Annotated in this window: 22 protein-coding genes and 4 tRNA genes; 6 read left to right on the top strand and 20 right to left on the bottom strand. The window is 68.8% G+C overall.

Annotation, left to right across the window (positions count from 1 at the left end):
• Nucleotides 1-72: 72 nt before the first annotated feature.
• Genes ruvB through pdxS form a run of 6 tightly spaced genes read right to left on the bottom strand, consistent with a single transcriptional unit; the run spans nucleotide 73 to nucleotide 4,655 of the window.
• Nucleotides 73-1,119: a Holliday junction branch migration DNA helicase RuvB gene (gene ruvB / locus ASF76_RS06555; protein WP_055954746.1), complete on the bottom strand. Its 1,047-nt coding sequence runs from the start codon at nucleotides 1,117-1,119 to the stop codon at nucleotides 73-75.
• Nucleotides 1,112-1,732: a Holliday junction branch migration protein RuvA gene (ruvA, locus tag ASF76_RS06550; RefSeq protein ID WP_055954743.1), complete on the bottom strand. Its 621-nt coding sequence runs from the start codon at nucleotides 1,730-1,732 to the stop codon at nucleotides 1,112-1,114. Before ruvA ends, ruvB begins: the two co-directional genes overlap by 8 nt.
• A 9-nt stretch (nucleotides 1,733-1,741) precedes the next feature.
• The gene (ruvC, locus tag ASF76_RS06545) at nucleotides 1,742-2,344 is read right to left on the bottom strand and encodes a crossover junction endodeoxyribonuclease RuvC (RefSeq protein WP_055954739.1); all 603 of its coding nucleotides are present in this window, start codon (nucleotides 2,342-2,344) and stop codon (nucleotides 1,742-1,744) included.
• Nucleotides 2,345-2,392: 48 nt separating this feature from the next.
• A complete protein-coding gene (locus tag ASF76_RS06540) occupies nucleotides 2,393-3,151 on the bottom strand; it encodes a YebC/PmpR family DNA-binding transcriptional regulator (RefSeq protein WP_055954736.1) in 759 nt (252 codons plus the stop codon).
• Nucleotides 3,152-3,160: 9 nt separating this feature from the next.
• Nucleotides 3,161-3,781, bottom strand: coding sequence for a pyridoxal 5'-phosphate synthase glutaminase subunit PdxT (pdxT, locus tag ASF76_RS06535; RefSeq protein ID WP_055954733.1), 621 nt, complete (start codon nucleotides 3,779-3,781; stop codon nucleotides 3,161-3,163).
• A complete protein-coding gene (gene pdxS, locus ASF76_RS06530; RefSeq protein WP_055954730.1) occupies nucleotides 3,771-4,655 on the bottom strand; it encodes a pyridoxal 5'-phosphate synthase lyase subunit PdxS in 885 nt (294 codons plus the stop codon). Before pdxS ends, pdxT begins: the two co-directional genes overlap by 11 nt.
• 118 nt (nucleotides 4,656-4,773) lie before the next feature.
• Between pdxS and ASF76_RS06525 the strand changes: the two genes are divergently transcribed.
• Nucleotides 4,774-6,114 carry an aminotransferase class I/II-fold pyridoxal phosphate-dependent enzyme gene (locus ASF76_RS06525; RefSeq protein WP_055954727.1) on the top strand — a complete coding sequence of 447 codons (1,341 nt, stop codon included), beginning with the start codon at nucleotides 4,774-4,776 and terminating at the stop codon, nucleotides 6,112-6,114.
• Nucleotides 6,111-6,965, top strand: a complete 855-nt coding sequence (gene pdxY, locus ASF76_RS06520; RefSeq protein WP_055954724.1) for a pyridoxal kinase PdxY — start codon at nucleotides 6,111-6,113, stop codon at nucleotides 6,963-6,965. The genes ASF76_RS06525 and pdxY overlap by 4 nt, the downstream gene beginning before the upstream one ends.
• Nucleotides 6,966-7,070: 105 nt before the next feature.
• On the opposite strand, the gene ASF76_RS06515 is transcribed toward pdxY, so the two are convergent.
• The 3 genes from ASF76_RS06515 to thrS form a co-directional block, all read right to left on the bottom strand.
• Nucleotides 7,071-8,120 carry an RICIN domain-containing protein gene (locus tag ASF76_RS06515; protein ID WP_055954721.1) on the bottom strand — a complete coding sequence of 350 codons (1,050 nt, stop codon included), beginning with the start codon at nucleotides 8,118-8,120 and terminating at the stop codon, nucleotides 7,071-7,073.
• Nucleotides 8,121-8,507: 387 nt separating this feature from the next.
• Nucleotides 8,508-9,077 carry an HIT family protein gene (locus tag ASF76_RS06510; protein ID WP_055955410.1) on the bottom strand — a complete coding sequence of 190 codons (570 nt, stop codon included), beginning with the start codon at nucleotides 9,075-9,077 and terminating at the stop codon, nucleotides 8,508-8,510.
• Nucleotides 9,078-9,124: 47 nt separating this feature from the next.
• A complete protein-coding gene (gene thrS, locus ASF76_RS06505) occupies nucleotides 9,125-11,110 on the bottom strand; it encodes a threonine--tRNA ligase (RefSeq protein WP_055954718.1) in 1,986 nt (661 codons plus the stop codon).
• 83 nt (nucleotides 11,111-11,193) lie between these two features.
• Between thrS and ASF76_RS06500 the strand changes: the two genes are divergently transcribed.
• On the top strand, nucleotides 11,194-12,345 hold the full coding sequence (locus ASF76_RS06500; protein WP_082484898.1) for an SLC13 family permease: 1,152 nt from the start codon (nucleotides 11,194-11,196) through the stop codon (nucleotides 12,343-12,345).
• Nucleotides 12,346-12,372: 27 nt separating this feature from the next.
• On the opposite strand, the gene ASF76_RS06495 is transcribed toward ASF76_RS06500, so the two are convergent.
• The 7 genes from ASF76_RS06495 to ASF76_RS06465 form a co-directional block, all read right to left on the bottom strand.
• Complete coding sequence (locus ASF76_RS06495) at nucleotides 12,373-12,765, bottom strand: TIGR03618 family F420-dependent PPOX class oxidoreductase (protein WP_055955407.1); 393 nt, start codon at nucleotides 12,763-12,765, stop codon at nucleotides 12,373-12,375.
• A gap of 40 nt (nucleotides 12,766-12,805) precedes the next feature.
• Nucleotides 12,806-13,189: a DUF7882 family protein gene (locus ASF76_RS06490; protein ID WP_055954711.1), complete on the bottom strand. Its 384-nt coding sequence runs from the start codon at nucleotides 13,187-13,189 to the stop codon at nucleotides 12,806-12,808.
• A 184-nt stretch (nucleotides 13,190-13,373) separates the two neighbouring features.
• A complete protein-coding gene (locus ASF76_RS06485; RefSeq protein WP_055954708.1) occupies nucleotides 13,374-13,787 on the bottom strand; it encodes a PPOX class F420-dependent oxidoreductase in 414 nt (137 codons plus the stop codon).
• Between the two features lie 868 nt (nucleotides 13,788-14,655).
• Nucleotides 14,656-16,158, bottom strand: coding sequence for an RCC1 domain-containing protein (locus ASF76_RS06480; RefSeq protein ID WP_055954705.1), 1,503 nt, complete (start codon nucleotides 16,156-16,158; stop codon nucleotides 14,656-14,658).
• A gap of 428 nt (nucleotides 16,159-16,586) precedes the next feature.
• Nucleotides 16,587-16,661 (bottom strand) — tRNA-Val (locus ASF76_RS06475).
• Nucleotides 16,662-16,688: 27 nt separating this feature from the next.
• Nucleotides 16,689-16,759: transfer RNA gene (locus tag ASF76_RS06470), tRNA-Cys, on the bottom strand.
• Between the two features lie 65 nt (nucleotides 16,760-16,824).
• A tRNA-Gly gene (locus ASF76_RS06465) sits at nucleotides 16,825-16,897 on the bottom strand.
• Between the two features lie 152 nt (nucleotides 16,898-17,049).
• Here ASF76_RS06465 and ASF76_RS06460 point away from each other — a divergent pair.
• Nucleotides 17,050-17,122, top strand: a tRNA-Val gene (locus tag ASF76_RS06460).
• 96 nt (nucleotides 17,123-17,218) lie between these two features.
• Here the strand turns inward: ASF76_RS06460 and ASF76_RS06455 are convergent.
• From ASF76_RS06455 to zapE, 3 genes are all read right to left on the bottom strand, one after another.
• Nucleotides 17,219-17,749, bottom strand: coding sequence for a type II toxin-antitoxin system PemK/MazF family toxin (locus ASF76_RS06455; protein ID WP_055954701.1), 531 nt, complete (start codon nucleotides 17,747-17,749; stop codon nucleotides 17,219-17,221).
• A gap of 72 nt (nucleotides 17,750-17,821) precedes the next feature.
• On the bottom strand, nucleotides 17,822-19,096 hold the full coding sequence (locus ASF76_RS06450; RefSeq protein ID WP_055954699.1) for an ammonium transporter: 1,275 nt from the start codon (nucleotides 19,094-19,096) through the stop codon (nucleotides 17,822-17,824).
• Nucleotides 19,097-19,260: 164 nt separating this feature from the next.
• Nucleotides 19,261-20,298: a cell division protein ZapE gene (zapE, locus tag ASF76_RS06445; RefSeq protein ID WP_055954696.1), complete on the bottom strand. Its 1,038-nt coding sequence runs from the start codon at nucleotides 20,296-20,298 to the stop codon at nucleotides 19,261-19,263.
• Between the two features lie 118 nt (nucleotides 20,299-20,416).
• Here zapE and ASF76_RS06440 point away from each other — a divergent pair, with 118 nt between their 5' ends.
• Together ASF76_RS06440 and ASF76_RS06435 are read left to right on the top strand one after the other, a co-directional pair.
• Nucleotides 20,417-21,319: a sulfurtransferase gene (locus ASF76_RS06440; RefSeq protein WP_055954693.1), complete on the top strand. Its 903-nt coding sequence runs from the start codon at nucleotides 20,417-20,419 to the stop codon at nucleotides 21,317-21,319.
• Between the two features lie 46 nt (nucleotides 21,320-21,365).
• Nucleotides 21,366-21,806: a SufE family protein gene (locus ASF76_RS06435; RefSeq protein WP_055954690.1), complete on the top strand. Its 441-nt coding sequence runs from the start codon at nucleotides 21,366-21,368 to the stop codon at nucleotides 21,804-21,806.
• Between the two features lie 105 nt (nucleotides 21,807-21,911).
• On the opposite strand, the gene ASF76_RS06430 is transcribed toward ASF76_RS06435, so the two are convergent.
• Nucleotides 21,912-23,117 carry an alpha/beta hydrolase family protein gene (locus tag ASF76_RS06430; protein WP_055954687.1) on the bottom strand — a complete coding sequence of 402 codons (1,206 nt, stop codon included), beginning with the start codon at nucleotides 23,115-23,117 and terminating at the stop codon, nucleotides 21,912-21,914.
• Between the last annotated feature and the right edge of the window lie 24 nt (nucleotides 23,118-23,141).

The raw sequence follows: 23,141 nt of genomic DNA, 5'->3' as shown, positions 1-23,141 counted from the left end.
TGCACCTTTCAGATCAGGCGCGCCGTGCGGCACTGCCTAGCGGGGGTCGGGGAATCCCTCGCCGAGTATAGGTCATACGCCCTGGCTGAACCGGAGCAGGCCGTCGGGGTGGGGAGCGCCGAGGTGGTCGTACGCCTCGGGCGTCGCGACACGGCCACGGGGCGTCCGCCCGATGAATCCGATGCGCACGAGGTAGGGCTCGACGACGGACTCGATCGTCTCGGGCTCCTCGCCGACGGCGACGGCCAGCGTGCTCAGCCCCACCGGACCCCCGCGGAATCGACGCACGAGGGCGTCGAGCACGGCGCGGTCCAGCCGGTCGAGGCCGATGGCGTCGACGTCGTAGAGATCGAGTGCGGCGCCCACCGTGCGAAGGTCTGCGTGGCCGTCGTCGGCACCGACCGAGGGGCCGTGCACGACGAGGTAATCGCGTACGCGGCGCAGCAGACGGTTGGCGATACGGGGCGTGCCGCGCGAGCGGCGGGCGATCTCCGACCGCGCCGTGCCCGGGAGCCCCACGTCGAGCATGGATGCCGAGCGGGAAACCACGAGCTCGAGCTCTTCGGGCTCGTAGTACTCCAGGTGAGCGGTGAAACCGAAGCGGTCGCGGAGGGGGTTGGGGAGGAGTCCTGCGCGGGTGGTGGCGCCTACGAGGGTGAACGGAGAGAGGTCGAGGGGGATGCTCGTCGCGCCCGCACCCTTACCCACCATGATGTCGATGCGGAAGTCCTCCATCGCGAGGTAGAGCATCTCTTCCGCCGAGCGCGCCATCCGGTGGATCTCGTCGATGAAGAGCACCTCGCCCGGCGTGAGCGACGACAGCAGCGCGGCCAGATCGCCCGCATGCTGGATGGCCGGGCCGCTCGAGAGCCGCAGCGGCCGACCGCTCTCGTGGGCGACGATCATCGCGAGCGTCGTCTTGCCCAGTCCGGGCGGGCCCGACATCAGGATGTGGTCGGGCGAGCGCTGCTGGATGCGAGCGGCGTCGAGCAACAGCTGCAGCTGCGCGCGCACCTTGTGCTGGCCGACGAACTCGGCGAGCGAGACGGGGCGCAGAGCCCCCTCGATCGCGAGCTCGGTCTCGTCGTCCGGCGTGCCGGCGTCGCGGACGTCAGCCACCCACGGTCTCCTTGCGCGCGGGGCCGAGCAGCGCGAGCGTCAGACGCAGCAGGCTCTGCACCGACGCACGGTCGCCGTCGGAGGCGTTCTCGGCGACGGATGCCACGGCCTCGGCGGCGGTGCGTTCACTCCATCCGAGCCCGATCAGCGCCTGCGTGACCTGCAGGGGAACCTGCCCGTGCGCGCTGACGGCGGCGGGAGCGGTCGTCGGAACGACGGCGAGTTTGCCCGCGAGCTGCACGACGATGAGTTTCGCGGTCTTGGGGCCGATACCCGACACGCGACGGAAGGGCGCGTCGTCGTCGTCGGCGACGGCCTGGGCGATCTGCGGCACCGTGAGCGATGACAGCACGCCCAGGGCGGACTTGGGCCCGACACCGGTCACGCTGATGAGCTGCGTGAAGACGGTCAGTTCTTCGCGGCTCTCGAAACCGAATAGCGACAGTGCGTCTTCGCGCACGATGAGGTTCGTGTGCAGGTGCACGTCTGCTCCGACGTGGACCGCGCGTGCCAACTGCGCGGTGACGGCGACCGAGAAGCCGACACCGCCCACCACGACCACGAGCGAGTCGTCGGCGACATGGGCCGCCGTCCCGTGCAGCGAAGAGATCATGCCGCTAGCCTACGCGCCCGTTCGTACATTCGTTCGAGCGACACGGGGCTGCGGAGAACGACGCTTCTCCGCATCACGCCATGCACGCTGAGCGGGCGTCAACGATGTGTCCTCCGGGGCCGAGGCCGCTCCTCCGCGCCAGGCGTGGCACAACGCGATCGCCAGGGCGTCGGCGGCATCCGCGGGCTGGGGAAGGACGTCGAGGCGCAGCACGCGCGCGACCATCGTCTGCACCTGGAGCTTGTCGGCGGAGCCATAACCGGTGATCGCGGCCTTCACCTCGCTCGGGGTGTGGGTCGCGGCCGGAATGCCGTGCTCCGCGGCCAGCAACAGCGCGATGCCGCTTGCCTGGGCCGTTCCCATCACCGAGTGGCGGTTGTTCTGCGCGAAGACGCGTTCGACGGCGACCACCCCCGGATCGTGTTCGGCCAGCACGAGGCGGATGCCGGCGGCGATCGCGGCGAGCCGTTTCTCGATGGGGTCGGTCGTCAGGGAGCGGACGACACCCACGTGCACCAGCGAGGCGGTGCGGTTCGGCGAGACGTCGACGACCCCGACGCCGCAGCGGGTGAGGCCGGGGTCGATGCCGAGCACGCGGAGAGAACGGGACACGGCCCCCACGCTAAGCGCAGGGGCCGTGTGGCGATCGAGGGCGCGCCCTTACTCGTCGTTCTCGAGCTCCGCCTGCACCTCGGAGGTGAGATCGAAGTTCGTGTAGACGTTCTGGACGTCGTCGCTGTCTTCGAGTGCGTCGATGAGTCGGAACACCTTGCGGGCGGTGTCGGCGTCGACCTCCACCTTGAGCGAGGGGACGAACTCGACGTCGGCCGAGTCGTACTCGATCCCGGCCTCCTGCAGGGCGCTGCGTACCGAGACGAGGTCGGTGGCATCGGTGATGACGCCGAATCCCTCGCCATGGGGCTCGACCTCTTCGGCGCCGGCCTCGAGCACCGCGAGCATGACGTCGTCTTCGCTGGTGCCCTCGGAGGGCACGACGATGACGCCCTTGCGGCTGAAGTTGTAGGCGACGCTGCCCGGATCGGCGAGCGTGCCGCCGTTACGGCTGAGAGCGGTGCGCACCTCGGCCGCGGCGCGATTCTTGTTGTCGGTCAGACACTCGATGAGGAACGCCACACCGTTGGGGCCGTAGCCCTCGTACATGATCGAGGCGTACTCGACGGCTTCGCCGCCGATACCGGCACCGCGCTTGATGGCGCGATCGATGTTGTCTTTGGGGACCGATGTCTTCTTGGCTTTGAGGACAGCGTCGAACAGCGTCGGGTTGCCCTGGAGGTCGGCCCCACCGAGCTTCGCCGCGACCTCGATGTTCTTGATGAGCTTGGCCCACGACTTGGCGCGACGGGAGTCGATGACCGCCTTCTTGTGCTTGGTCGTGGCCCATTTGGAGTGTCCGGACATCTTTCCATTCTAGAGCGCAGGGGCGCTCGTCCCGCGTCTGGCATCGACGTGCGAGAGGAACCGCTCGTGGAAGCGCGTCTCCCCGGTCGATTCGGGGTGGAAGGCCGTGCCGAGCAGCGCGCCCTGCTCGATCGCGACGACGCGCCCGTCGGGAAGGGATGTCAGAGGCACGGCATCCGGGCCCCATTCCACGACCGCGGGGGCACGGATGAAGACGGCGTGCACGGGCGGCTCACCCAGCGCCGGTACGTCCAGGTCGGTCTCGAACGACGCGGATTGCCCGCCGAAGACGTTGCGCGCGACGCGCGCGTCGATGCCGCCGAACGTCCGTTGTCCGTCGATGGCTCCGTCGATGCGGTCGGCCAGCAGAATCAGGCCCGCGCACGTGCCGTACATCGGCAGGCCGGCGGCGATCGCCGCGCGGATCGGTTCGAAGAGCCCGAAGGCCCGCGCGAGCTTGTCGATGACACTCGACTCGCCGCCGGGGAGCACGAGGCCCTCCACGGCAGCGAGTTCCTCGGGCCGACGCACGGGTCGTGCGTCGGCGCCGAGGGCGGTCAACACCGACACGTGCTCGCGCACGTCGCCCTGGAGGGCGAGGACTCCGACGCGCGGGCTTCTACCAGCCACGCTCGGCCAGGCGGTGCGGTGCGGGGAGGTCGGCGACGTTGATGCCGACCATCGCCTCGCCGAGTCCACGCGACGCCTCGGCCACGATCTTCGGGTCGTCGTGGAAGGTGGTGGCCTTCACGATCGCGGCGGCGCGCTGGGCGGGATTGCCCGACTTGAAGATGCCCGAGCCCACGAACACGCCGTCGGCGCCGAGCTGCATCATCATGGCGGCGTCGGCCGGGGTAGCCACTCCCCCGGCGGTGAACAGCACGACGGGGAGCTTTCCGGTCTCGGCGATCTCGGCGACGAGGTCGTAGGGCGCCTGCAGCTCCTTCGCGGCGACGTAGAGCTCGTCCTTCGTCTTGGAGCGCAGGGCGTTGATCTCTCCGCGGATGGTGCGGATGTGCTTGGTCGCCTCCGACACGTCGCCCGTGCCGGCCTCGCCCTTGGAGCGGATCATCGCCGCGCCCTCGGTGATGCGGCGGAGCGCCTCGCCGAGGTTCGTCGCCCCGCACACGAACGGCACGGTGAAGCCGTACTTGTCGATGTGGTTGACGTAGTCGGCGGGCGAGAGCACCTCGGATTCGTCGATGTAGTCGACACCCAGCTCCTGCAGGATCTGCGCCTCGACGAAGTGGCCGATGCGGGCTTTCGCCATGACCGGGATCGATACGGTCGCGATGATGTCGTCGATGAGGTCGGGGTCGCTCATGCGCGCGACGCCTCCCTGGGCCCGGATGTCGGCGGGAACGCGCTCGAGCGCCATGACGGCGACGGCGCCGGCGTCTTCGGCGATGCGGGCCTGCTCGGCGGTGACGACGTCCATGATCACGCCGCCCTTGAGCATCTCGGCGAGGCCGCGCTTGACGCGGGGTGTTCCGGTGTCGGTCATGTCCACTCCGTTCCGCGCCTGTCGGCGCGAGGTTCCGCGCTTCGGGGCGCGATCTATTGGCTTAGGCCAAACCGTAGCATGGCGCAGGACATAGGCTGGCGGTGAGTCGAGGGGGCGTATGAGCATCGATCTGACCGGCAATTCGGCATCCGGGATCGCGGCCGACCTGCGCACGCGCATCGAACGCGGCGAGCTCGCCCCCGGCACTCTGCTGCCGTCGGTGCGGGCGGTCGCCGTCGATCTCGGGGTCAATCGCAACACCGTGGTCGCTGCCTACCGGCAGCTCGCACAGGCGGGCCTCGTCGAGGCGCGCGGGCGCAGCGGCACACGCGTCGCCGACCGCACCGCGGTCGCCCAGGAGGGCTACGCGCCCGACACCGTGCTGCGCGACGTCGGCACGGGCAATCCCGACCCCGCCCGCATCCCGGATCCGACCGCGGCCCTCGCCCGCTCGACCCGGCCGGTTCTGTACGGTGAGCCGGTCATCGACCCCGGCCTCGAAGCCTGGGCACGCGGATGGATGACCGATCAGCTCCCTCACGACGACGTGCGCATCACCGTCACCAGTGGCGCGAGCGACGCGATCGAGCGGCTGCTGGCACAAGCTCTCCAGCGTGACGACGCGGTCGCGCTGGAAGACCCCTGCTTCCTCTCGGCCCTGCACACCGTGCGCACCGGCGGCTACCGGGCCGTCCCCGTCGCGGTGGATGCCGAGGGGATGACCGTCGACGGACTCCGCGCCGCGCTCGAGGCGGGGGTGCGGGCCGTCATCTGCACGCCGCGCGCACACAACCCCACCGGCGCGAGCCTGAGCGTCGAGCGCGCAGCATCCCTGCGCGCCGTGCTCGAAGACCACCCCTACGTGCTCGTCATCGAAGACGACCACTTCTCGCTCCTCTCTCGGTCGCCGCTGCATTCGGTGATCGGTCCCGCGCAGCGGAGGTGGGCGCGCATCCGGTCGATGTCGAAGTTCCTCGGACCCGACACGTGCCTCGCCGTCACGGCATCCGATCCCGACACCGCCGACGGTCTCGCGGTACGCCTGACTCCGGGCACCACCTGGGTGAGCCACATCCTGCAGCGACTGACCCTCGCGCTGGTGACCGATGATGCCGTCCGCGCCGACATCGAGCGCGCGGCCCAGCACTACGCCGAGCGCAACGCCGCGTTCGCGCGGGCGCTCACCGAACGGGGACTCCCCACCACCCCCGGCGACGGGCTCAATCTGTGGGTGCCGCTGCCCGCTCCGGCGGCGAGCGTGCGCGAGGAGCTCATGCGACGAGGCTGGCTCGTGCGCGAGGGCGACCCGTTCTTCCTCTCCCCCGATCCCGCGGGGGCGTTCCTGCGGCTCACCGTGCACGACCTCGACGATTCGTCGGCCGCGGCCCTCGCCGACGACATGGCCGTCGCCGCGGGCACGCGTCGCCCGAGCGCGCGAAGTGGAAGGATCGAGTCATGAAGGTTCTCTCGATCCAGTCCGCCGTCGCGTACGGACACGTCGGCAACTCCGCCGCGGTCTTCCCCCTCCAGCGCATCGGCGTCGAGGTTCTCCCCGTGTACACGGTCAACTTCTCCAACCACACCGGATATGGCGCGTGGCGTGGTCCGCTCATCTCCCCCGACGATGTGGCGGCCGTCATCGCCGGCATCGAGGACCGCGGGGTGTTCCCCGAGATCGACGTGGTGCTCTCGGGCTACCAGGGCGGCGAGGGCATCGCCGACGTCATCATCGACACCGTCGCGCGGGTGAAGAAGGCGAACCCGGATGCCGTCTACGCCTGCGATCCCGTCATGGGCAACGCCAAGTCGGGATGCTTCGTGGCCCCCGCCATTCCCGAGCTGCTGCGCGAGCGGGTCGTACCGGTGGCCGACATCCTGACGCCGAACCAGTTCGAGCTGGGCTTCCTGACGGGCACCGAGCCCGGGAGCATCGACTCGACCCTCGAGTCTGCCGACGTGCTGCGCGGCCGCGGCCCGCGGACCATCCTGGTGACGAGTGTCGAGCGCCCCGACCGTGAGGCGGACACCATCGAGATGATGGTCGTCGACGACAGCGGCGCCTGGATCGTGCAGACCCCCCTCATTCCGATGAAGGCCAACGGCTCGGGCGACGTCACCGCCGCTCTGTTCACCGCGCACTACCGTCGCAGCGGCGGCGACGCGCCCGACGCGCTCGCGCGCACGGCATCCAGCGTCTTCGACCTGCTGACCAACACCTACGAGTCGGGCTCACGGGAACTGCGTCTCATCGAGTCGCAGGAGGCCTACGCGCACCCGAGACTGCAGTTCTCGGTGCGGCAGGTGCGCTGACCGGCTCCCTGCGCGCTCCGCGCGGATGCCCTGCACGGGGGTGGCTCCGAGGCCGACCGCTCGCAGAACGGTCGGCCCCGGAGCCGTGGTGCGGGATTCGAGGCGTCAGAGTCCGTCGTGGTGCATCGCCTGCACGAGACGCACATGGCGGTCGAAGTTCAGCTCGGAGTACTCGTTCGAGTAGTTGAGGCCGTAGGGCCACATGTGGCTTCCGCCGCCGTTGATCCGCGCGTCGGGGCCGTCCCACGTGCGCAGCAGTGGCACCGCGGCCGGCCAGTCCTGCGCGTCGACCTTGCTCTGGAAGTTCCACGCGGTGCCCACACCGACGGTGTGTGCGATCTCGTGCAGCGCGGTGCCCTCCTGCATGAAGCCGCGGTTGGCGCCGAAGCGGATGTTGCCGTAGATGGTGGCATCCGCGGTCTGCACGCCCGGGTCGTACGAGACCCAGAGCTGGCGCTGGGTGTTGTTGAATTTGTTGTAGCGGGCGACGGCGCGGTCCATCGCGTCGGTGATGCGCGCGTAGGCGTCGATCTCATCGGCGGACGGGTTCGACGACCTGGCCAGCGTGTAGGTCATCTTCGACACGTTCGGGTCGGTGAGCCGCCAGCGCTGAACCCCCGAGCCGTCGCAGGTCTGCTGCGAAAGCAGGCCACCGTCGACCGGCGAGGCGACGCTCTGCAGGCAGAGGTTGTTGTGCCTGTTGCGGATCTCGGTCCAGCCGCCGCCCACGTCGGCCAACTGCCACTGCTGCACGTTGTTACGCGAGCACGTCCACTGACGCACCTCGGATCCGGGTGCGGTGGCGAAGTTGAAGTTGTCGAGGCAGAGGTTGCTGTATCGGTTCTTGATCTCGGCGTAACCGTTGCCGAGGTCGGTGACCGCCCACAGCTGGTTCTGCCCCTCGAGGCACGTCCACTGACGCACCTCCGCGCCGGGCTGGGTGTTGAAGGCGTAGTCGTCCATGCAGAGGGTGTTCTGCTGGTTGCGGATCTCCTGGTTGGAGCCTGTACCGACCGGCGCGGCGGCCGCGGCGGGTGTGGCTGCGCCGAGCGTCGTGAGGCCGATGACGAGGGATGCGAAGACAGCGGCGAGCGCCTTCGCCTTCGTGCCTCGCGTCGTGGGGGGTTTCGTCGGGGACGTCGTCGTCCGTGACATGGTGTGCCTTTCGGATCGTCGGACCACCGGCGGGGTGATCCGAGGGTGTTTCGACGCTCGTCGGACGGCCGGGCGAGGCGGTGTCGGACGAGCGGGTGCGCCTCCACCCCGCGCCACAGGAACGCAGGGGTCGCCGATCTCATCGGGTGACGATATCGCCGGGGGGACGCGATCATCACGAAGCGGGAACGTCCATGTTCACGCTAACACTTCGCTTATCGGCCACCTTGTCGCATCAGATCCGGCCCTGTCAAGGTCGAATGTGGACGCGGGTCAGAAACTCGAGCGGCGACGAAAGCGCGCGGTGCGGGCCGTTTGCGGCTCCCTCGTCGAATGAGATGGAGGAGCGCCGGCCGCGAGTCACGCCTCCCCGGTTCGCCTGACGGCTCAGGCGCCCCAGGCCTCGGCGACGGTGCGGCGCACGTCGCCCAGAAGCTGCGGCAGCGCCTTGGTCTTGGCGATGATCGGGAAGAAGTTGGCGTCGGACGCCCAGCGCGGAACGATGTGCTGGTGCAGGTGCGCGTCGACGCCGGCGCCGGCGATCGCGCCCTGGTTCATGCCCAGGTTGAACCCGTCGCACCGCGACACCGCGCGCAGTACCCGCATGCCGCGCTGCGTCAACGCGCCGATCTCCGCCACCTCTTCGTCGGTCGCCTGGTCGTACGTGGCGATGTGCCGGTAGGGGCAGACGAGCAGATGCCCGGAGTTGTAGGGGAAGAGATTGAGCAGGACGTAGGCCGTGGCACCGCGAGCGACGATCAGACCGTCCTCGTCGGTCTTGTCCGGCGCCGCGCAGAACGGGCAGTTCTTCTCCATCGGCTCACGCCCGGCGGAGATGTACGCCATGCGGTGCGGTGTCCACAGGCGCTGGAACTCGTCGGGCACCCCCGGAAGGGTCGCGGCATCGACGAGCTCGGCATCCGTCGTGGACGCGTCGGCCGGCGCCCCGTCCGTCACTGCGTGATGCCCGGGAACGGACCGCGTTGCAGCGGCGTCGGGGTTCGTCACGCCAGATCCTTGGCGGTGTTCACCAGCGTGCGTGCGGCGATCGCGCCGGTGATGTGCGCGACGGCGTCGGCGACGGGGATGCCGTTGAGCTGCGTGCCGTCGCGGAAGCGGAACGAGACCGTACCGTTCGAGCGGTCCTGCTCACCGGCGATCAGCATGAGCGGCACCTTCTGCGTGGTGTGCGTGCGGATCTTCTTCTGCATCCGGTCGTCGCTGTGATCGGCCTCGGCGCGCACGCCGGCGGCCTTGAGGTCGGCGACGATCCCCTGGAGGTAGTCCCCGTACTCGGCGGCGACCGGGACGGCCACGACCTGCACGGGCGCGAGCCAGACCGGGAACGCTCCGGCGTAGTGCTCGAGCAGGATCGCGAAGAAACGCTCGACCGAGCCGAAGAGGGCGCGGTGGATCATGACGGGGCGGTGCTTCTCGCCATCGGGACCGGTGTACTCGAGCTCGAAGCGCTCGGGCTGGTTGAAGTCGAGCTGGATCGTCGACATCTGCCAGGTACGGCCGATCGCGTCGCGCGCCTGCACCGAGATCTTCGGGCCGTAGAACGCCGCCCCGCCCGGGTCGGGAACGAGCTCGAGGCCCGAGGCCTCGGCGACCTCGCGAAGGGTCTCGGTCGCTTCGGTCCAGAGGGTGTCGTCGCCGATGAACTTCGGGTTGCCCTCTTCTTTCGTCGACAGCTCGAGGTAGAAGTCGTTGAGGCCGTAATCGCGCAGCGTCTGCAGCACGAAGTCGAGGCTGTGGGTCAGCTCGCCCTTGACCTGGTCGGCGGTGACGTAGATGTGCGTGTCGTCCTGGGTCATGCCGCGCACGCGCGTGAGACCGGAGAGGGTGCCGCTCTTCTCGTAGCGGTAGACCGACCCGAACTCGCTCAAGCGCAGCGGGAGCTCCCGGTAGCTGCGCCCGCGCGAGCGGAAGATGAGGTTGTGGAACGGGCAGTTCATGGGCTTGAGGTAGTACTCCTGGCCCTCGCGCGAGACGTGCCCGTCGGCATCCACGACCTCGTCGAGCACCATCGGGGGGTACATGCCGTCGGCGTACCACTGCAGGTGGCCGCTCGTCATGAACAGGTCGCCCTTGGTGATGTGCGGGGTGTTCACGACCTCGTAGCCGCTGGCGAGGAGACGCTCGCGCATGTAGCGCTCGATCTCGTAGCGGATGATCCCGCCCTTGGGGTGGAACACCGACAGACCCGGGCCGATCTCGTCGGGGAACGAGAAGAGATCGAGCTCCTTGCCCAGCTTGCGGTGGTCGCGCTTCGCAGCCTCCTCCAGACGGTGCTGGTATGCGCGCAGCTCATCTTTCGTCGGCCACGCGGTGCCGTAGATGCGCTGCAGCTGCGGGTTCTTCTCACTGCCGCGCCAGTAAGCGCCGGCGATACGCGTGAGGTCCCAGCCGTTACCGATCAGGCGCGTGCCGGGCACGTGCGGTCCTCGGCAGAGGTCTTTCCACGCGGTCTCGCCGTCGCGGGTGACGTTGTCGTAGATGGTCAACTCACCGGCGCCCACCTCGACGGACGCGCCCTCGGCGGCCTCGGCTGACCCGCCCTTGAGTCCGATGAGCTCGAGCTTGAACGGCTCGTCGGCGAGTTCGGCGCGAGCCTCATCGTCGGTGACGACCCGACGCACGAACCGCTGGTTCTCGCGGACGATGCGCTCCATCTCCTTCTTGATGACCTTCAGGTCGTCGGGGGTGAAGGGCTCGTCGACCTGGAAGTCGTAGTAGAAGCCGTCGGTGACCGGCGGGCCGATCCCGAGGTTCGTCTGCGGCTTGACGCGTTGAACCGCCTGCGCGAGCACGTGGGCCGTCGAGTGGCGAAGGATCGAGAGGCCGTCGGTGCTGTCGATCGTGACCGGCTCGATGGCGTCGTCGGCGGTCACGATCGTGGCCAGGTCTTTCAGCTCTCCGTTCACGCGCAGCGCGACGACCGAACGGTCGGGGAAGAGGGCGAAGCCATCGGCGGGGAAATCAGTCACAAGCGCATCTCCTGAAGGGGTCCATTCCAGGCTACCCGGCGGCCGTGGCCTCGATCGCACCGGGTGTGCCCCATAGTGGAGCGGTGACTCTGGCCATCATCGGCGGCGTGCTCTGGATCCTCGGGATCGTCGCGCTGCTCACCGGCGCCTTCCCCGCGAGCGAGGCATTGGCCGTCGCCGACCGGGTGTGGCCGATCCTGCTGTTCGTCGTCGCCGTTACGGTGGTGGCGGAGCTGGCATCCAAGGCGGGACTCTTCGACGTCGTCGCCGCGCGCCTGGCGCGCGTCGCGCGCGGCCGCACGGTCTGGCTGTGGGTGCTCGTCGTGGCTCTGGCGACAGTGGCGACGGCGTTCCTCTCGCTCGACACGACGGCGGTTCTGCTGACGCCGGTCGTCATCTCGATGGCGGTGGCGCGCAAGCTCGATCCCCTCCCCTTCGCGTTCGTCACGGTGGTGCTGGCCAACACCGCATCCCTCGTGCTGCCGGTGTCGAACCTGACCAACCTGTTGGCATCCGAAGCCCTCGGTGGCGGGCACGACCCCGTCGCGTTCCTCGCGCTGCTCGGCCCCTCTGCGTTCATCGCGATCGCGGTGTCGGTCGTGGTCCTGACCCTGGTGTTCCTCCGCCGCCTTCCGAAGACGTACCCGGATGCCGCCTCCCCCGCGGTCTCCGACCCGGTGCTCCTACGCGTCGCCGGCGTCGTCACCCTCGCGCTGCTGCCGCTGCTCGTGGTGGGTCTCGAACCGTGGATGCCGGCACTCGGCGCCGCCGTCGTGCTGGCGGTGGCGTTCGCGTGGCGTGCGCCGCGGGGTCTCGGCATCCGTCTCGTGCCCTGGTCGCTGTTGGTGTTCGCGGGTGGCCTCTTCCTCGCCGTCGGCGCGCTGGAGGCGCTCGGCATCGGCCGGGTGACGACGGTGCTCGCCGGCACGGGCGACGATCTCGTGTCGCTCTGGCAACTCGCCGGGGTGGGTGCGCTGGCCGCGAACGGCATCAACAACCTGCCGGCTTACCTGGCGCTGGAGTCGGTCGCGGGCTCCCCCGCGCGCCTTGCGGCCCTGTTGGTGGGTGTCAACGCCGGACCCATCGTCACGCCGTGGGCGTCGCTGGCGACACTGCTGTGGCACGAGAGGCTCGTCGCCGCCGGGGTCGAGGTGAAATGGAGCCGCTTCATCGTGCTCGGCGCCGTGATCGCACCGCTCATCCTGCTGCTGGGCGTGCTGCCGCTGGCGCGGTGAGCCCTGCGGCAGCGGCAGCGCTCCCGCTCAGCCTTGGTACGCGCGCGCCCACGCCTTGCTCGGCTCGATGAGCCAGACGGCCAGCCCCTCGCGCATCTCGTACGGGCTGCCCGTGTAGATCGCCGAGATGCGGTCGACATAGGGCAACGCGTCGTCACCGGCGATGCGCTCGACCGCCTCTCCGCGTACGAATGCCATCGCGTAGGGGTTGTCGGCGCCGGTCACCGAGATCGCGACGCGTGGGTCGCGGCGGAGGTTCCGATCCTTGAGCGTGTCGACTTCGGTGAAGATCGCGAGTCGGTCTCCCTCGACGCCCACCCACAGAGGGACGGAGTGCGGAGACCCGTCTCGCATCAATGTCGCGAGGTGTGCGACGGCATTCGTCTCGAAGTACGGCTTGGCCTCGGTCCAGTCGGTCATGCAGGACACAACGGCCCAGCCGATCCGCCGCATTCCCTCGTCAGGATCGGGCGGTCTCGGGAGCTTGGTCGTTGGGGACCTCGCGGAAGACCATTTCTTCGCGCTGCAGACTCTCACGCGGGCTGAACTCGTCGGGCTCCGGGATGACGTAGAGCCCTCGGCCGGAGTTCGCGTTGTAGGTGAGGGCGTGCAGCCAGGCGGGACTCATCTGCGGCGATCGGCTGCCGTGGTACTTGAACACCAGCGAGACATTCGGGTGGATGTACACGGTCGTGCGACCGCCGCCCGTGCTGATGTCGTCCTTCCACGTGAAGGGGAAACTCTCACCTCGACGCACTTTGGCCATGATGACGGCCTGCAGGTGGGCGAGGAGGCGGTCCTCGAAGTCGACCTTGATGTTGCCGTCATAGATGAACTTGCCCATGCTGCCCCCTTTGCAGCCACCACCGCCCTGCGCGTCTCCGAGCGAGAGGAGGGCGCGAGCCCGAAGGCGGTGATCGCTATATCTCTTCCGGAACTGTCTCCCGCGACGGTGTCGCCCGCAAACCCCCTTGCAGGCTTCGTCGCTTTGCGGACAGCGCGTTTCGTCCCGGCGTCGTCCGAGGTGCTCAGGCGGAGCGGGAGATGCGGATGATGACGCGGTCGCCGGGCTTGCGCTGCACTCGACGGACCAGCGACTCGAACCCGAGGATGGCCCGGTATTGCAGTCCGTACTTGCGGCGGAGTGCGTGATCGGCCCTCGCGTCGTCGGTGGCCGGCCCCGCGATCCGTCCCTGCGCCTCGACGGTGATGGCATCCGGGTCGACTGCGCCCATCCGGCTGCAGGGCCGCAGGGTCACGCGCGCGTCGTTTCGGAGCCGCTTCACCTTGCCCGTCGTGCGCTCACTCGTGACCACGAGCTCGTCGCCGTCGCGTGCGATCCACACCGGCACGGACACCAGCGCGCCGTTGCGGCGATACGTGCCGAGGGAGACGAACGGGGATGCCGAGATCTCACGCCACAGGGTGTCGGGAACAGTCATGGTGCTCAGGCTAGTGGTCGTGACCGAGCCGATAGCGGGGGCGTTCGAACCTGGCGGGACCCCTCCTCGCGCCGCCGCGCCCCTCGCCACGAGCGATGAACCTCAAGACGAGCACAAGGATGACGCAAGGCTCGGCGAAACGCCGTGGCGACGGGGTGCTCATGCCCTAACTTCGAGCTGTCCCCGCCGCTCGGTAGACCCCACACCCGTTCCAGCTGCGGCGGGGACAATCATGTCTCCGGCCGGGAGGCCAGAGCACCGCCGTGTGCGCCGTCGTCTCGCGTACGAGCTCTCCTCCGCCAGGCGGTCGCCAGCGGGGTGTCGGACGGGACCGCATCCTCGACGACGTGATGCTCCTGCGGCGCCGGTGGACACCCCGACCGAGATGCAGCGCGCGACGGATATGTGCAAGCTCAACGTCTTCTGAGGAGCGGATCAAGATGGGCGATTCCGTGTCCCCCATTTGGCGGACATGGGATAGCTTTTACCTGTCCCCGCCGCCAGGCACTCCGCAGCCCCCCTTACTGGCGGCGGGGGCGACACTCTCCCGCAGGCCACGCTCTGCAGTGATCGAGTGACGCTCCCGGTAGCTGCGGGAAAAGTGGCCTCTACGTTTGTGCGAGGACATGGCGTGGAACCGTTCGTTGCCCCTGATCTCGGGACCCCGGTGCCTCTGAGCGTCGACACCGGCTGCCCCAGCAACACGCCCTAGACGCGGGCTCGGCTGGGGCGAGCGACGAGTGATGGTCGCCACCAGCGGCCGTCAGGGTTGCGCCGATCACGATGGACGACTGCGACTTCGCCCCCGACCCTCCCGTCGTCGACGCAGTGGGGGCCGGGCCGGGCTTGGCGCGCGTCGTCAGCGGGTTCAGGTGGTCGCCATGACCAGAAAAACCGTCTCGGCACCCGACCCGTTGCTTGCCAGCCGTTCGACGGAATGTCCCGCCGGTACCGCGAGGCTGACCGGGGCCGGACGATCGGTCGTCGATCCATCGCCGATCTGGCCGTAGGTGTTGTATCCCCACGATCGCACCGAACCGTCCGACGACATCGCGTAGGCGGTTCCCGCAGCTGCACTCACTTGCACCGCTGACGCCACTCTCGTCACGGTTGTGGGCCTGGAACGGTTTGTCGTCGTGCCGTCGCCCACCTGGCCGACGTTGTTGCGCCCCCACCCCCGCACCGAACCGTCGGAAAGCAAGACGAACCCGGTCCCGGAACCTGCGGCGACCTGAGTCGCGCCGGACACGTCGAGCACGGGTGTCGGTGCCGACCGGCTCGTCGTCGTGCCGTCGCCCACCTGACCGGCGTTGTTGAATCCCCATGCCTTGACCGATCCATCGGACAGCAACGCGTACGCGGTTGCGACGTCAGGTATGCCCAACGTCCGGAATCTACCCGCTGCGATCTGGACGACGTTCGACAGGTTGCTCACCGTGGACGGAGTAGATCGATTCGTCGTGCTGCCATCACCGACCTGACCGACGTTGTTGTATCCCCACGCCTTGACCGACTTGTCCGACAGCAGCGCGAATGCGGTGGCGCCGCCGGCCGCGATCTGGGTCACACCCGACAGGTTGGACACCGGTGTGGGCGAGTACCGTGGCGTCGTTGTTCCATCGCCGAGCTGACCGAAGGCGTTGTACCCCCACGCCTTCACGGAACCGTCCGAGAGCAGCGCGTACAGGGAACCCGACCCGGCGGCAATCTGCGTCACATTCGACAGGCCAGGCACCTGAGCCCAGGTCGATCTATCAGTGGACGTGTTGTCTCCCAGCTGTCCGTTGCTGTTGTCGCCCTTGGTCCATACGGTGCCGTTGTTCAGCAGAACGGCGAAGGACCCGCCACTCGCCACGGCATCCACGGCCGGTGAGGGAAACACCAACTCCGTCTGAGCGGGTGTCGAGGAGTAGACGTTCCCTGCGGCGACGAGGTTGGAGCCGATCACTGTGAAGGACTGGGACTTCGACTCGGATCCCGACGTCGCGTTGACCGCGACCGTCGAACCCGGCTTCGTCCACGGTGCCTTGAGGTTCAGCCCCGTCGTCGCGGCACCCGTGCCGTTTGTCACCGCCGACGCCGGGTTGATCGTCGCCCCGCTGGGGCCGGTGAACGAGACGGACGCCCCCGCCGTCGCGGCGCCAGACGCGTTCTTCAGTGTCGCCGTCACCGTGACTGCACCCGAGGCGGGCACCTGCATGTTGGGGGTGCTCAGCATGAGCAGTGCACTGGATGCCGCGAACGCGGGAGTGCTCGCGGTGAGAGCCACCGCGGGTACGGCCCACGCGGCACCGGCGAGGATGTTGCGGCGGGTCAGCGACGCACTCGTGTCGTTCGACGGTGCGGCGGTGGGGTGCGAGTTCGGGTCCATAAGAAGGTCCTTCTCTGTGTGCGAGCGAGTGGCGACGGAGACACATGGAGTGAGCTCACGCGCCTCGCGGCGAGATGTCTTGTCTAGATGACATATACGACCTATCCGCGCATCGCCGGGGGCGCCGTGTGGTCGGCCCCCGGAATCCCGCTCCCATCGTGTGCGCGTTTCACCCCGTCGCTCGTTCACGGCGTCGGACGGGTGCACCCCCGTGGACATGCCGGCTGCGCCCGAGGGCGGGCGAGAGCGCGGTGGTCGAAGCGCGCCCGGGGCTGGAAATACCTGCCGCCGATCTTTGTTCGGTCGAACTCGGTGACGTTCTGCGACCGACTTCTCCGAGGACCCAACCGAACGGGGCTGTCGGCCCTCCATCGGGCGCACACCGCGCGAACGAGAAAGCCCCCGGCGAACCGGGGGCTTTCTCGTTGTGGTGCGCGATACTGGGATCGAACCAGTGACCTCTTCCGTGTCAGGGAAGCGCGCTACCGCTGCGCCAATCGCGCCTATACAGGCTGTTCTGTTGTGAGTTGAGGTGGCGACGGGATTCGAACCCGTGTAAACGGCTTTGCAGGCCGGTGCCTAGCCGCTCGGCCACGCCACCGTGTGTGGTTCGACCCACGTGTCGTGATGCTCCATCGGTTTCCCAGACGGAGATCCCTCCACTCGAGCGGATGACGAGACTCGAACTCGCGACCCCAACCTTGGCAAGGTTGTGCGCTACCAACTGCGCTACATCCGCATTTCGTTCCCGGGGCTTGCCCCGAGCACTCGTAAGACATTACCTGATCTGGGCGTGCGCGCAAAACCGCGCGCGGCCCGGGTGTGTCCGGCACAGGTGGTCTGGAGCACGTTCCGGCATCCGGTACGATCGTTGAGTCCCGTTCGGGATGCGGGCGATTGGCGCAGTTGGTAGCGCGCTTCCTTCACACGGAAGAGGTCATCGGTTCGAGTCCGGTATCGCCCACCGCACAAGCCCCCGGCTCGCCGGGGGCTTTGTCATTCTCCCCACTAGCGCCGAGACAGCCCGGGGCGATGTCCGCGGCATCCGGCGCTCGGCTTCTCAGCCGCGCTGCCACCCGTACCGCGCGGAGAGCGCTGCGGCGACGGCATCGAATCGCTTGCGGTCCAGGGCGGCCGCCTCACGGCGCATGCCCGCGTCGTGCACGAGGTACACCTGCTCGACGTCGATCCACGAGGGGCGGCTCTGCGGGTCCCACTCCCCCGTGCCGAGCGCGAGGTACTGGCGGTCGCCGTCGTGCGGCTTGCTCGTCAGGCGCACGGCGTACGAGTGGGTGGCATCCGCTCTGCCGATGACGAGCACGGGGCGGTCCTTGCCGCGCCCGTCGCGCTCCTCGTAAGGCACCCAGGTCCAGACGATTTCGCCGCCATCGGGCGCGTTGTCGCGTTGTGGGGCGTAGACCAGCGTCAGCCGACGCGGAGGGTCGATCTCGACCGTCTCGCTCCCCCGCGGTGCCATCGGGCGCCGCGACGCCTCTCCCGGCGCGTCCCGGACCGGTGCCGGACGCGCCTGCGGTGCGGACGGGCGCAGCAGGCCCAGGACGGCGGAGATCAGACGAGACGCGGTTCCCATACCGCCCACCCTAGACACGACGAACGGGGCGCCACCGACGAGTCGGTGACGCCCCGTACGGGGTGGAGCGGATCAGCCGCGGGTGTCGGAGAGCACGTAGCCCTCTTCACCGTGCACGACCGTGTCGATGCCGGCGATCTCGTCCTCGTTCTTCACGCGGAAGCCGATGGTCTTGTCGACCGCGAACCCGATGACGAAGGCGAGCACGAACGAGTAGATCATCACGGCGAAGGCGGCGATGGCCTGCACGAGCAGCTGCGTGAGCGAGCCGCTGTAGATGAGACCGGAGCCGTTGGCGAAGATGCCGAGGTACAGCGTTCCGATCAGACCACCGACGAGGTGGATGCCGACCACGTCGAGCGAGTCGTCGAAGCCGAGCTTGAACTTCAGCTCGATGGCGAGGGCGCAGACGGCACCCGCGACGAGGCCGAGGACGATCGCCCAGACCGGCGTCAGCGAGGCGCAGGCCGGGGTGATGGCGACCAGACCCGCGACGGCACCGGAGGCGGCACCGACCGAGGTGGGCTTGCCGTCCTTGATCTTCTCCACGATCAGCCACGCGAGCAGAGCGGCGGCGGGAGCGGCGATCGTGTTGACGAACGCGAGGGCGGCGGTGTTGTCGGCGGCGAGCTCCGAGCCGGCGTTGAAGCCGAACCATCCGAACCACAGCAGGCCCGCACCCAGCAGAACGAACGGCGGGTTGTGGGGGACGTGCGCGCCCTTCTGGAAGCCGACGCGCTTGCCGAGCACCAGAGCGAGCGCGAGTGCTGCGGCACCGGCGTTGATGTGCACCGCGGTACCGCCCGCGAAGTCGATCGCGCCGACACCGAAGACGTCCTGCATGCCGTGGGTGATCCAGCCGCCGTACGAGAACGACCCGTCATCGGCGAGGCCGAAGTTGAACACCCAGCTGGCGACGGGGAAGTACACGACCGTGGCCCAGATGGCGGCGAAGACCATCCACGCGCCGAACTTGGCGCGGTCGGCGATGGCGCCCGAGACGAGCGCGACGGTGATGATGGCGAAGGTGGCCTGGAACGCGACGAACGCGAGCGGCGGGTATGCCGCGCCCTCGGGCGTCTCGAGCACGCTGGCGAGGCCGAAGTTGGTGAAGTCGATCGTCCAGGGCACCTGGGTGGCGCCCTCATCGGTGCTGGGGAAGGCGATGGAGTACCCGTAGAGCACCCACAGCACGCCCATGAGGCCCATCGCGCCGAAGCTCATCATCATCATGCTGATGACGCTCTTGGCCTTGACGAGTCCGCCGTAGAAGAATGCGAGTCCTGGCGTCATGAGCAGCACGAGTGCCGCTGCTATCAGGATGAATGCGGTGTTGCCTTGATCCATCTCGGAGGGAACCTCTCTGCAGGGACGCAGGTAAAGCGTCGGGTCCCCTCAGTGTTCCCACCCCGGGTTACCGTCGTCGTTCGCCTCGTGTTTCAGGCACGTTACAGAGAGCTCACTCCGGTAAACACTGCGTTTCGCGCACCTTCAGGCCACTGATGAGCGGCTCACGAATGCGTGAGCGCCACCATGCGCGACACCGCGCGCAGGTATTTCTTGCGATACCCGCCGCCCAGCATCTCGTCGCTGAACACACTGCTCAACGGCACGCCGGTCGCGCGAATCGGGATCTGCGCGTCGTAGGCCCGGTCGACGAACGCGACGAGGCGCAGCGCCGCCGACTGGTCGTGCAGCACCTGCACGTCGCGCAGGCCGATCGTGGTGACGCCGTCGATGAGGCGGATGAACCGTGAGGGGTGCACGCGCGCGAGATGACCCACGAGCTCCGAGAACGCGTCATCGGATGCCACTCCCCCGGCGGAGGCGGCATCCACCGCCTGTCGGTAGTCGTCGTCGCCGAGCACGCGGGCCGCGCCGTCGATGGCGCGCTGGCGGTAGTCGGTGCCGTCGATGCGGATGGTGCGGAAGCTGTCGGACATCGACTGGATCTCGCGGAGGAAGTCCTGAGCAGCGAAGCGACCCTCGCCCAGCGCGTTGGGAGGGGTGTTCGAGGTCGCGGCGAGCCGTGTTCCGGATGCCACCAGCTCGCCGAGCAGGCGCGTCATCACCATCGTGTCGCCCGGGTCGTCGAGCTCGAACTCGTCGATGCAGAGCAGGTCGGAGCCGCGGAACAGCTCGACGGCTTTGGCGTAGCCGAGCACGCCCACCAGCGCGGTGTACTCGATGAACGAACCGAAGTACTTCCGGCGGGCGGGCATCGCGTGGTAGATCGAGGCGAGCAGGTGGGTCTTTCCGACACCGAAACCGCCGTCGAGGTACACGCCCGGCTTAACCTGCGGCGCCTTCTCGGCCCTTCGGAAGAATCCGCCCTTCTTCGCCGGCGCCGACTGCCTGCCGGCGAACGCCTGCAACAGTTCCTTCGCCTCCTGCTGCGAGGGGTACGCGGCATCCGCCCGGTAGGACTCGAAGGTCGCGCCGTCGAACTGCGGAGGCGGCACGAGAGCACTGACCATCTCGGCTCCCGAGACGGCGGGCTCGCGCTCGGTGAGGTGGATGAGCCCTGTCGTGGCGGGAGTCGAGGTCATGGCCGTCCTGTGTCCAAGTCTTACGGGAGGGTGCGTGCCCCGACACGGCGGATCTAGGGTCGAAGGTGCGGTGTCCAGCCTATGCCGCCGCATCCATCGCCCCGACCGAGGAGATCCCGTGACCGTCGAGTTCGACACCACCTCGCCCAAGTTCGCCGAGTACGCCGAGCCCGGCCGTCTCGTGACCGGCGAATGGCTGCAGGAACGCCTCGGCCAGCCGGGTCTCGTCGTCGTCGAATCCGACGAAGACGTGCTGCTGTACGAGACGGGGCACATCCCCGGCGCCGTGAAGGTGGACTGGCACACCGAGCTGAACGACCCTGTCGTGCGTGACTATGTCGACGGTGAAGGGTTCGCGGAGCTGTTGAGCCGTAAGGGCATCTCGCGCGACGACACCGTCGTCATCTACGGCGACAAGAACAACTGGTGGGCCGCCTACGCGCTGTGGGTGTTCTCGCTGTTCGGCCACGACGACGTACGCCTGCTCGACGGCGGCCGCGACAAGTGGATCGCCGAGGGGCGTCCCGTCACGACCGATAAGACGGTCGTCGAGGCCACCGCGTATCCGGTGGTCGAGCGCGACGACTCCGTCATCCGCGCCTACAAGGACGACGTGCTCCGCCACCTCGGCAACCCCCTCATCGATGTCCGCTCACCGGAGGAGTACTCGGGCGAGCGCACGACGGCGCCCGCCTACCCCGAAGAGGGCGCGTTGCGCGCCGGGCACATCCCGAGCGCCCAGAGTGTTCCGTGGGGCAAGGCCGTGGCCGAAGACGGCGGATTCAAGCCGCGTGCGGAATTGGATGCCATCTACCGCGAGGGTGCGGGCCTCAAGAACGGCGACAAGGTCGTGGCCTATTGCCGCATCGGCGAGCGGTCCAGCCACACGTGGTTCGTGCTCCGGCACCTCCTCGGGTTCGACGACGTGCGCAACTACGACGGCTCCTGGACCGAATGGGGCAGCGCGGTGCGCGTGCCGATCGTGTCGGGCGAAGAGCCCGGCGAGGTGCCCGGGCGCTGATGCCGTCGACGAGCCCGAGCGTGACGGGCGTGGGAGGATGTCCGTGATGTCCGCCAACGCCCTCCCCACCCGCCTCGCCGAGATCCGCGAGGAGTTTCTCGAGCTCGAGGAGCCCGACCGGCTGCAACTGCTGCTGGAGTTCTCCCAGGAGCTTCCCGAGGTGCCGGCGGAGTTCGCCGACCACCCCGAGATGCGCGAGCGGGTCGTGGAGTGTCAGTCGCCGGTCTACATCATCGTCACGGTCGACGCCGACGACAGCGTCGCGATGCACGCCACCGCGCCGGCCGAGGCGCCGACCACGCGCGGGTTCGCGAGCATCCTCGCGCAGGGGCTCACGGGGCTCCGTGCCGACGAAGTGCTCGCCGTGCCCGACGACTTCCCGCTGAGCATCGGGCTCACCCGCGCCGTGAGCCCGCTGCGCATCGCCGGGATGACGGGGATGCTGATGCGCGTGAAGCGGCAAGTCAGCGCCAAGCGCGCAGGGTGACAGCCGCCGCCCGGCCCCCGCGTTCGGGGCGGGTTTCGCGATCCGGGGCGCGAATGGCGCGCCCCAAGACGCAGAATGCGCCCGGAAACCCCGGAAGCTCTCGCGTCAGTCGCGGGCGAGGCCCCGCGCGCGCACCCAGTCGGCGATGGCGGTCACCCAGCGGGTCTCGTCGTAGTTCCACAGCTTCGTGTGGCGTGCGACGTGGAAGGTCTCGATCGTGACGAGGTCGGGCCGGGCGGCGGCCAGTGCATGCGAGGCGTCGGACGGCACGAATCCGTCGTCGTCGCTGTGGAGCACGAGCATCGGGTGCCGGAGTTCGCCGGCGCGCGCCACGGCGTCGAGGCTGTCGAGGGGGATGGCCTCGCCACTGCCCAGGACGGCCGCGCCCCAGTTCGACGCGAGGGCGCTCTGGGCGACGGTGACCACGGGCGCAGGCAATCTCATGAGGCGCGCGTGGAAGCGGAGCACCGTGCGCCAGTCGACGACCGGGGATTCGAGCACGAGACCCGCGATGACGTCGGCGTGGGGCGACTCGAGCGCCGCCTGCAGGGCGAGCGCGCCGCCCATCGACCATCCCATGACGATGACGTGCCGGGCGCCCTGTCGACGTGCGTAGCCGATGGCGGCGTCGAGGTCGCGCCACTCGGTGGCTCCGAGCGCATAGGTGCCGGACGCGCTCTGGGGCGCCTCGCCGTCGTTGCGGTACGACACGACCAGGCTCGTGATGCCCAGGTCGTGGAAGACGGGGACCGCACGCAACGCCTCGGCCTTCGTCGTGCCGCGGCCGTGCACCTGGATCACCCAGACGTCCGTGGCGGCCGGGGCGGCGAACTCCCAGGCGGGACAGGGCCCGACACCGGTATCGATGTCGACGGTGCGGAACGGACGGTGCACCTGCTCGGGGCGGTCGTAATACCACCCGCTGAAGGCGGCGTCGGGTGCGAGGTCGCCGTCGGCGGCGACGTGCGTGAGGAGCTTGCGTGTCACCGTGATCTCGTCTGCGCCCACGATGGAGCCGAGGCGTACGTAGTCGACCGAGCCGACCGTGAAGAGGCCGTATCGGCCCGGCAGGGCCGTGTCGGGTGTGCGCGCGAGGGTGACGGTCTGCGCGGCGGAGTCGACGCGCACGATGCGCGTGTCGGGCAGGCGGCCCGCAGGGTGCACGACGGTGCGGGCGACGCGGAGCGAGACCACGCCGAGGGCGGCGGCCGAGGCGGCGAGCGTCAGGCTGAGAGCCGATAGGGCGATCCGGATGCCAGTTGCTCCGCGTTGCGTTGCGCGGAGACCTGCGGCGCGCCTGGGAGCGTTCATCGAGGCCTCACTCTAGTCTGTGGC

It is taken from the genome of Microbacterium sp. Leaf151 (genome assembly GCF_001424225.1).
In the GTDB taxonomy this organism is placed as follows: Bacteria; Actinomycetota; Actinomycetes; order Actinomycetales; family Microbacteriaceae; genus Microbacterium.
This window is presented reverse-complemented; position numbering and strand designations above follow the sequence as displayed.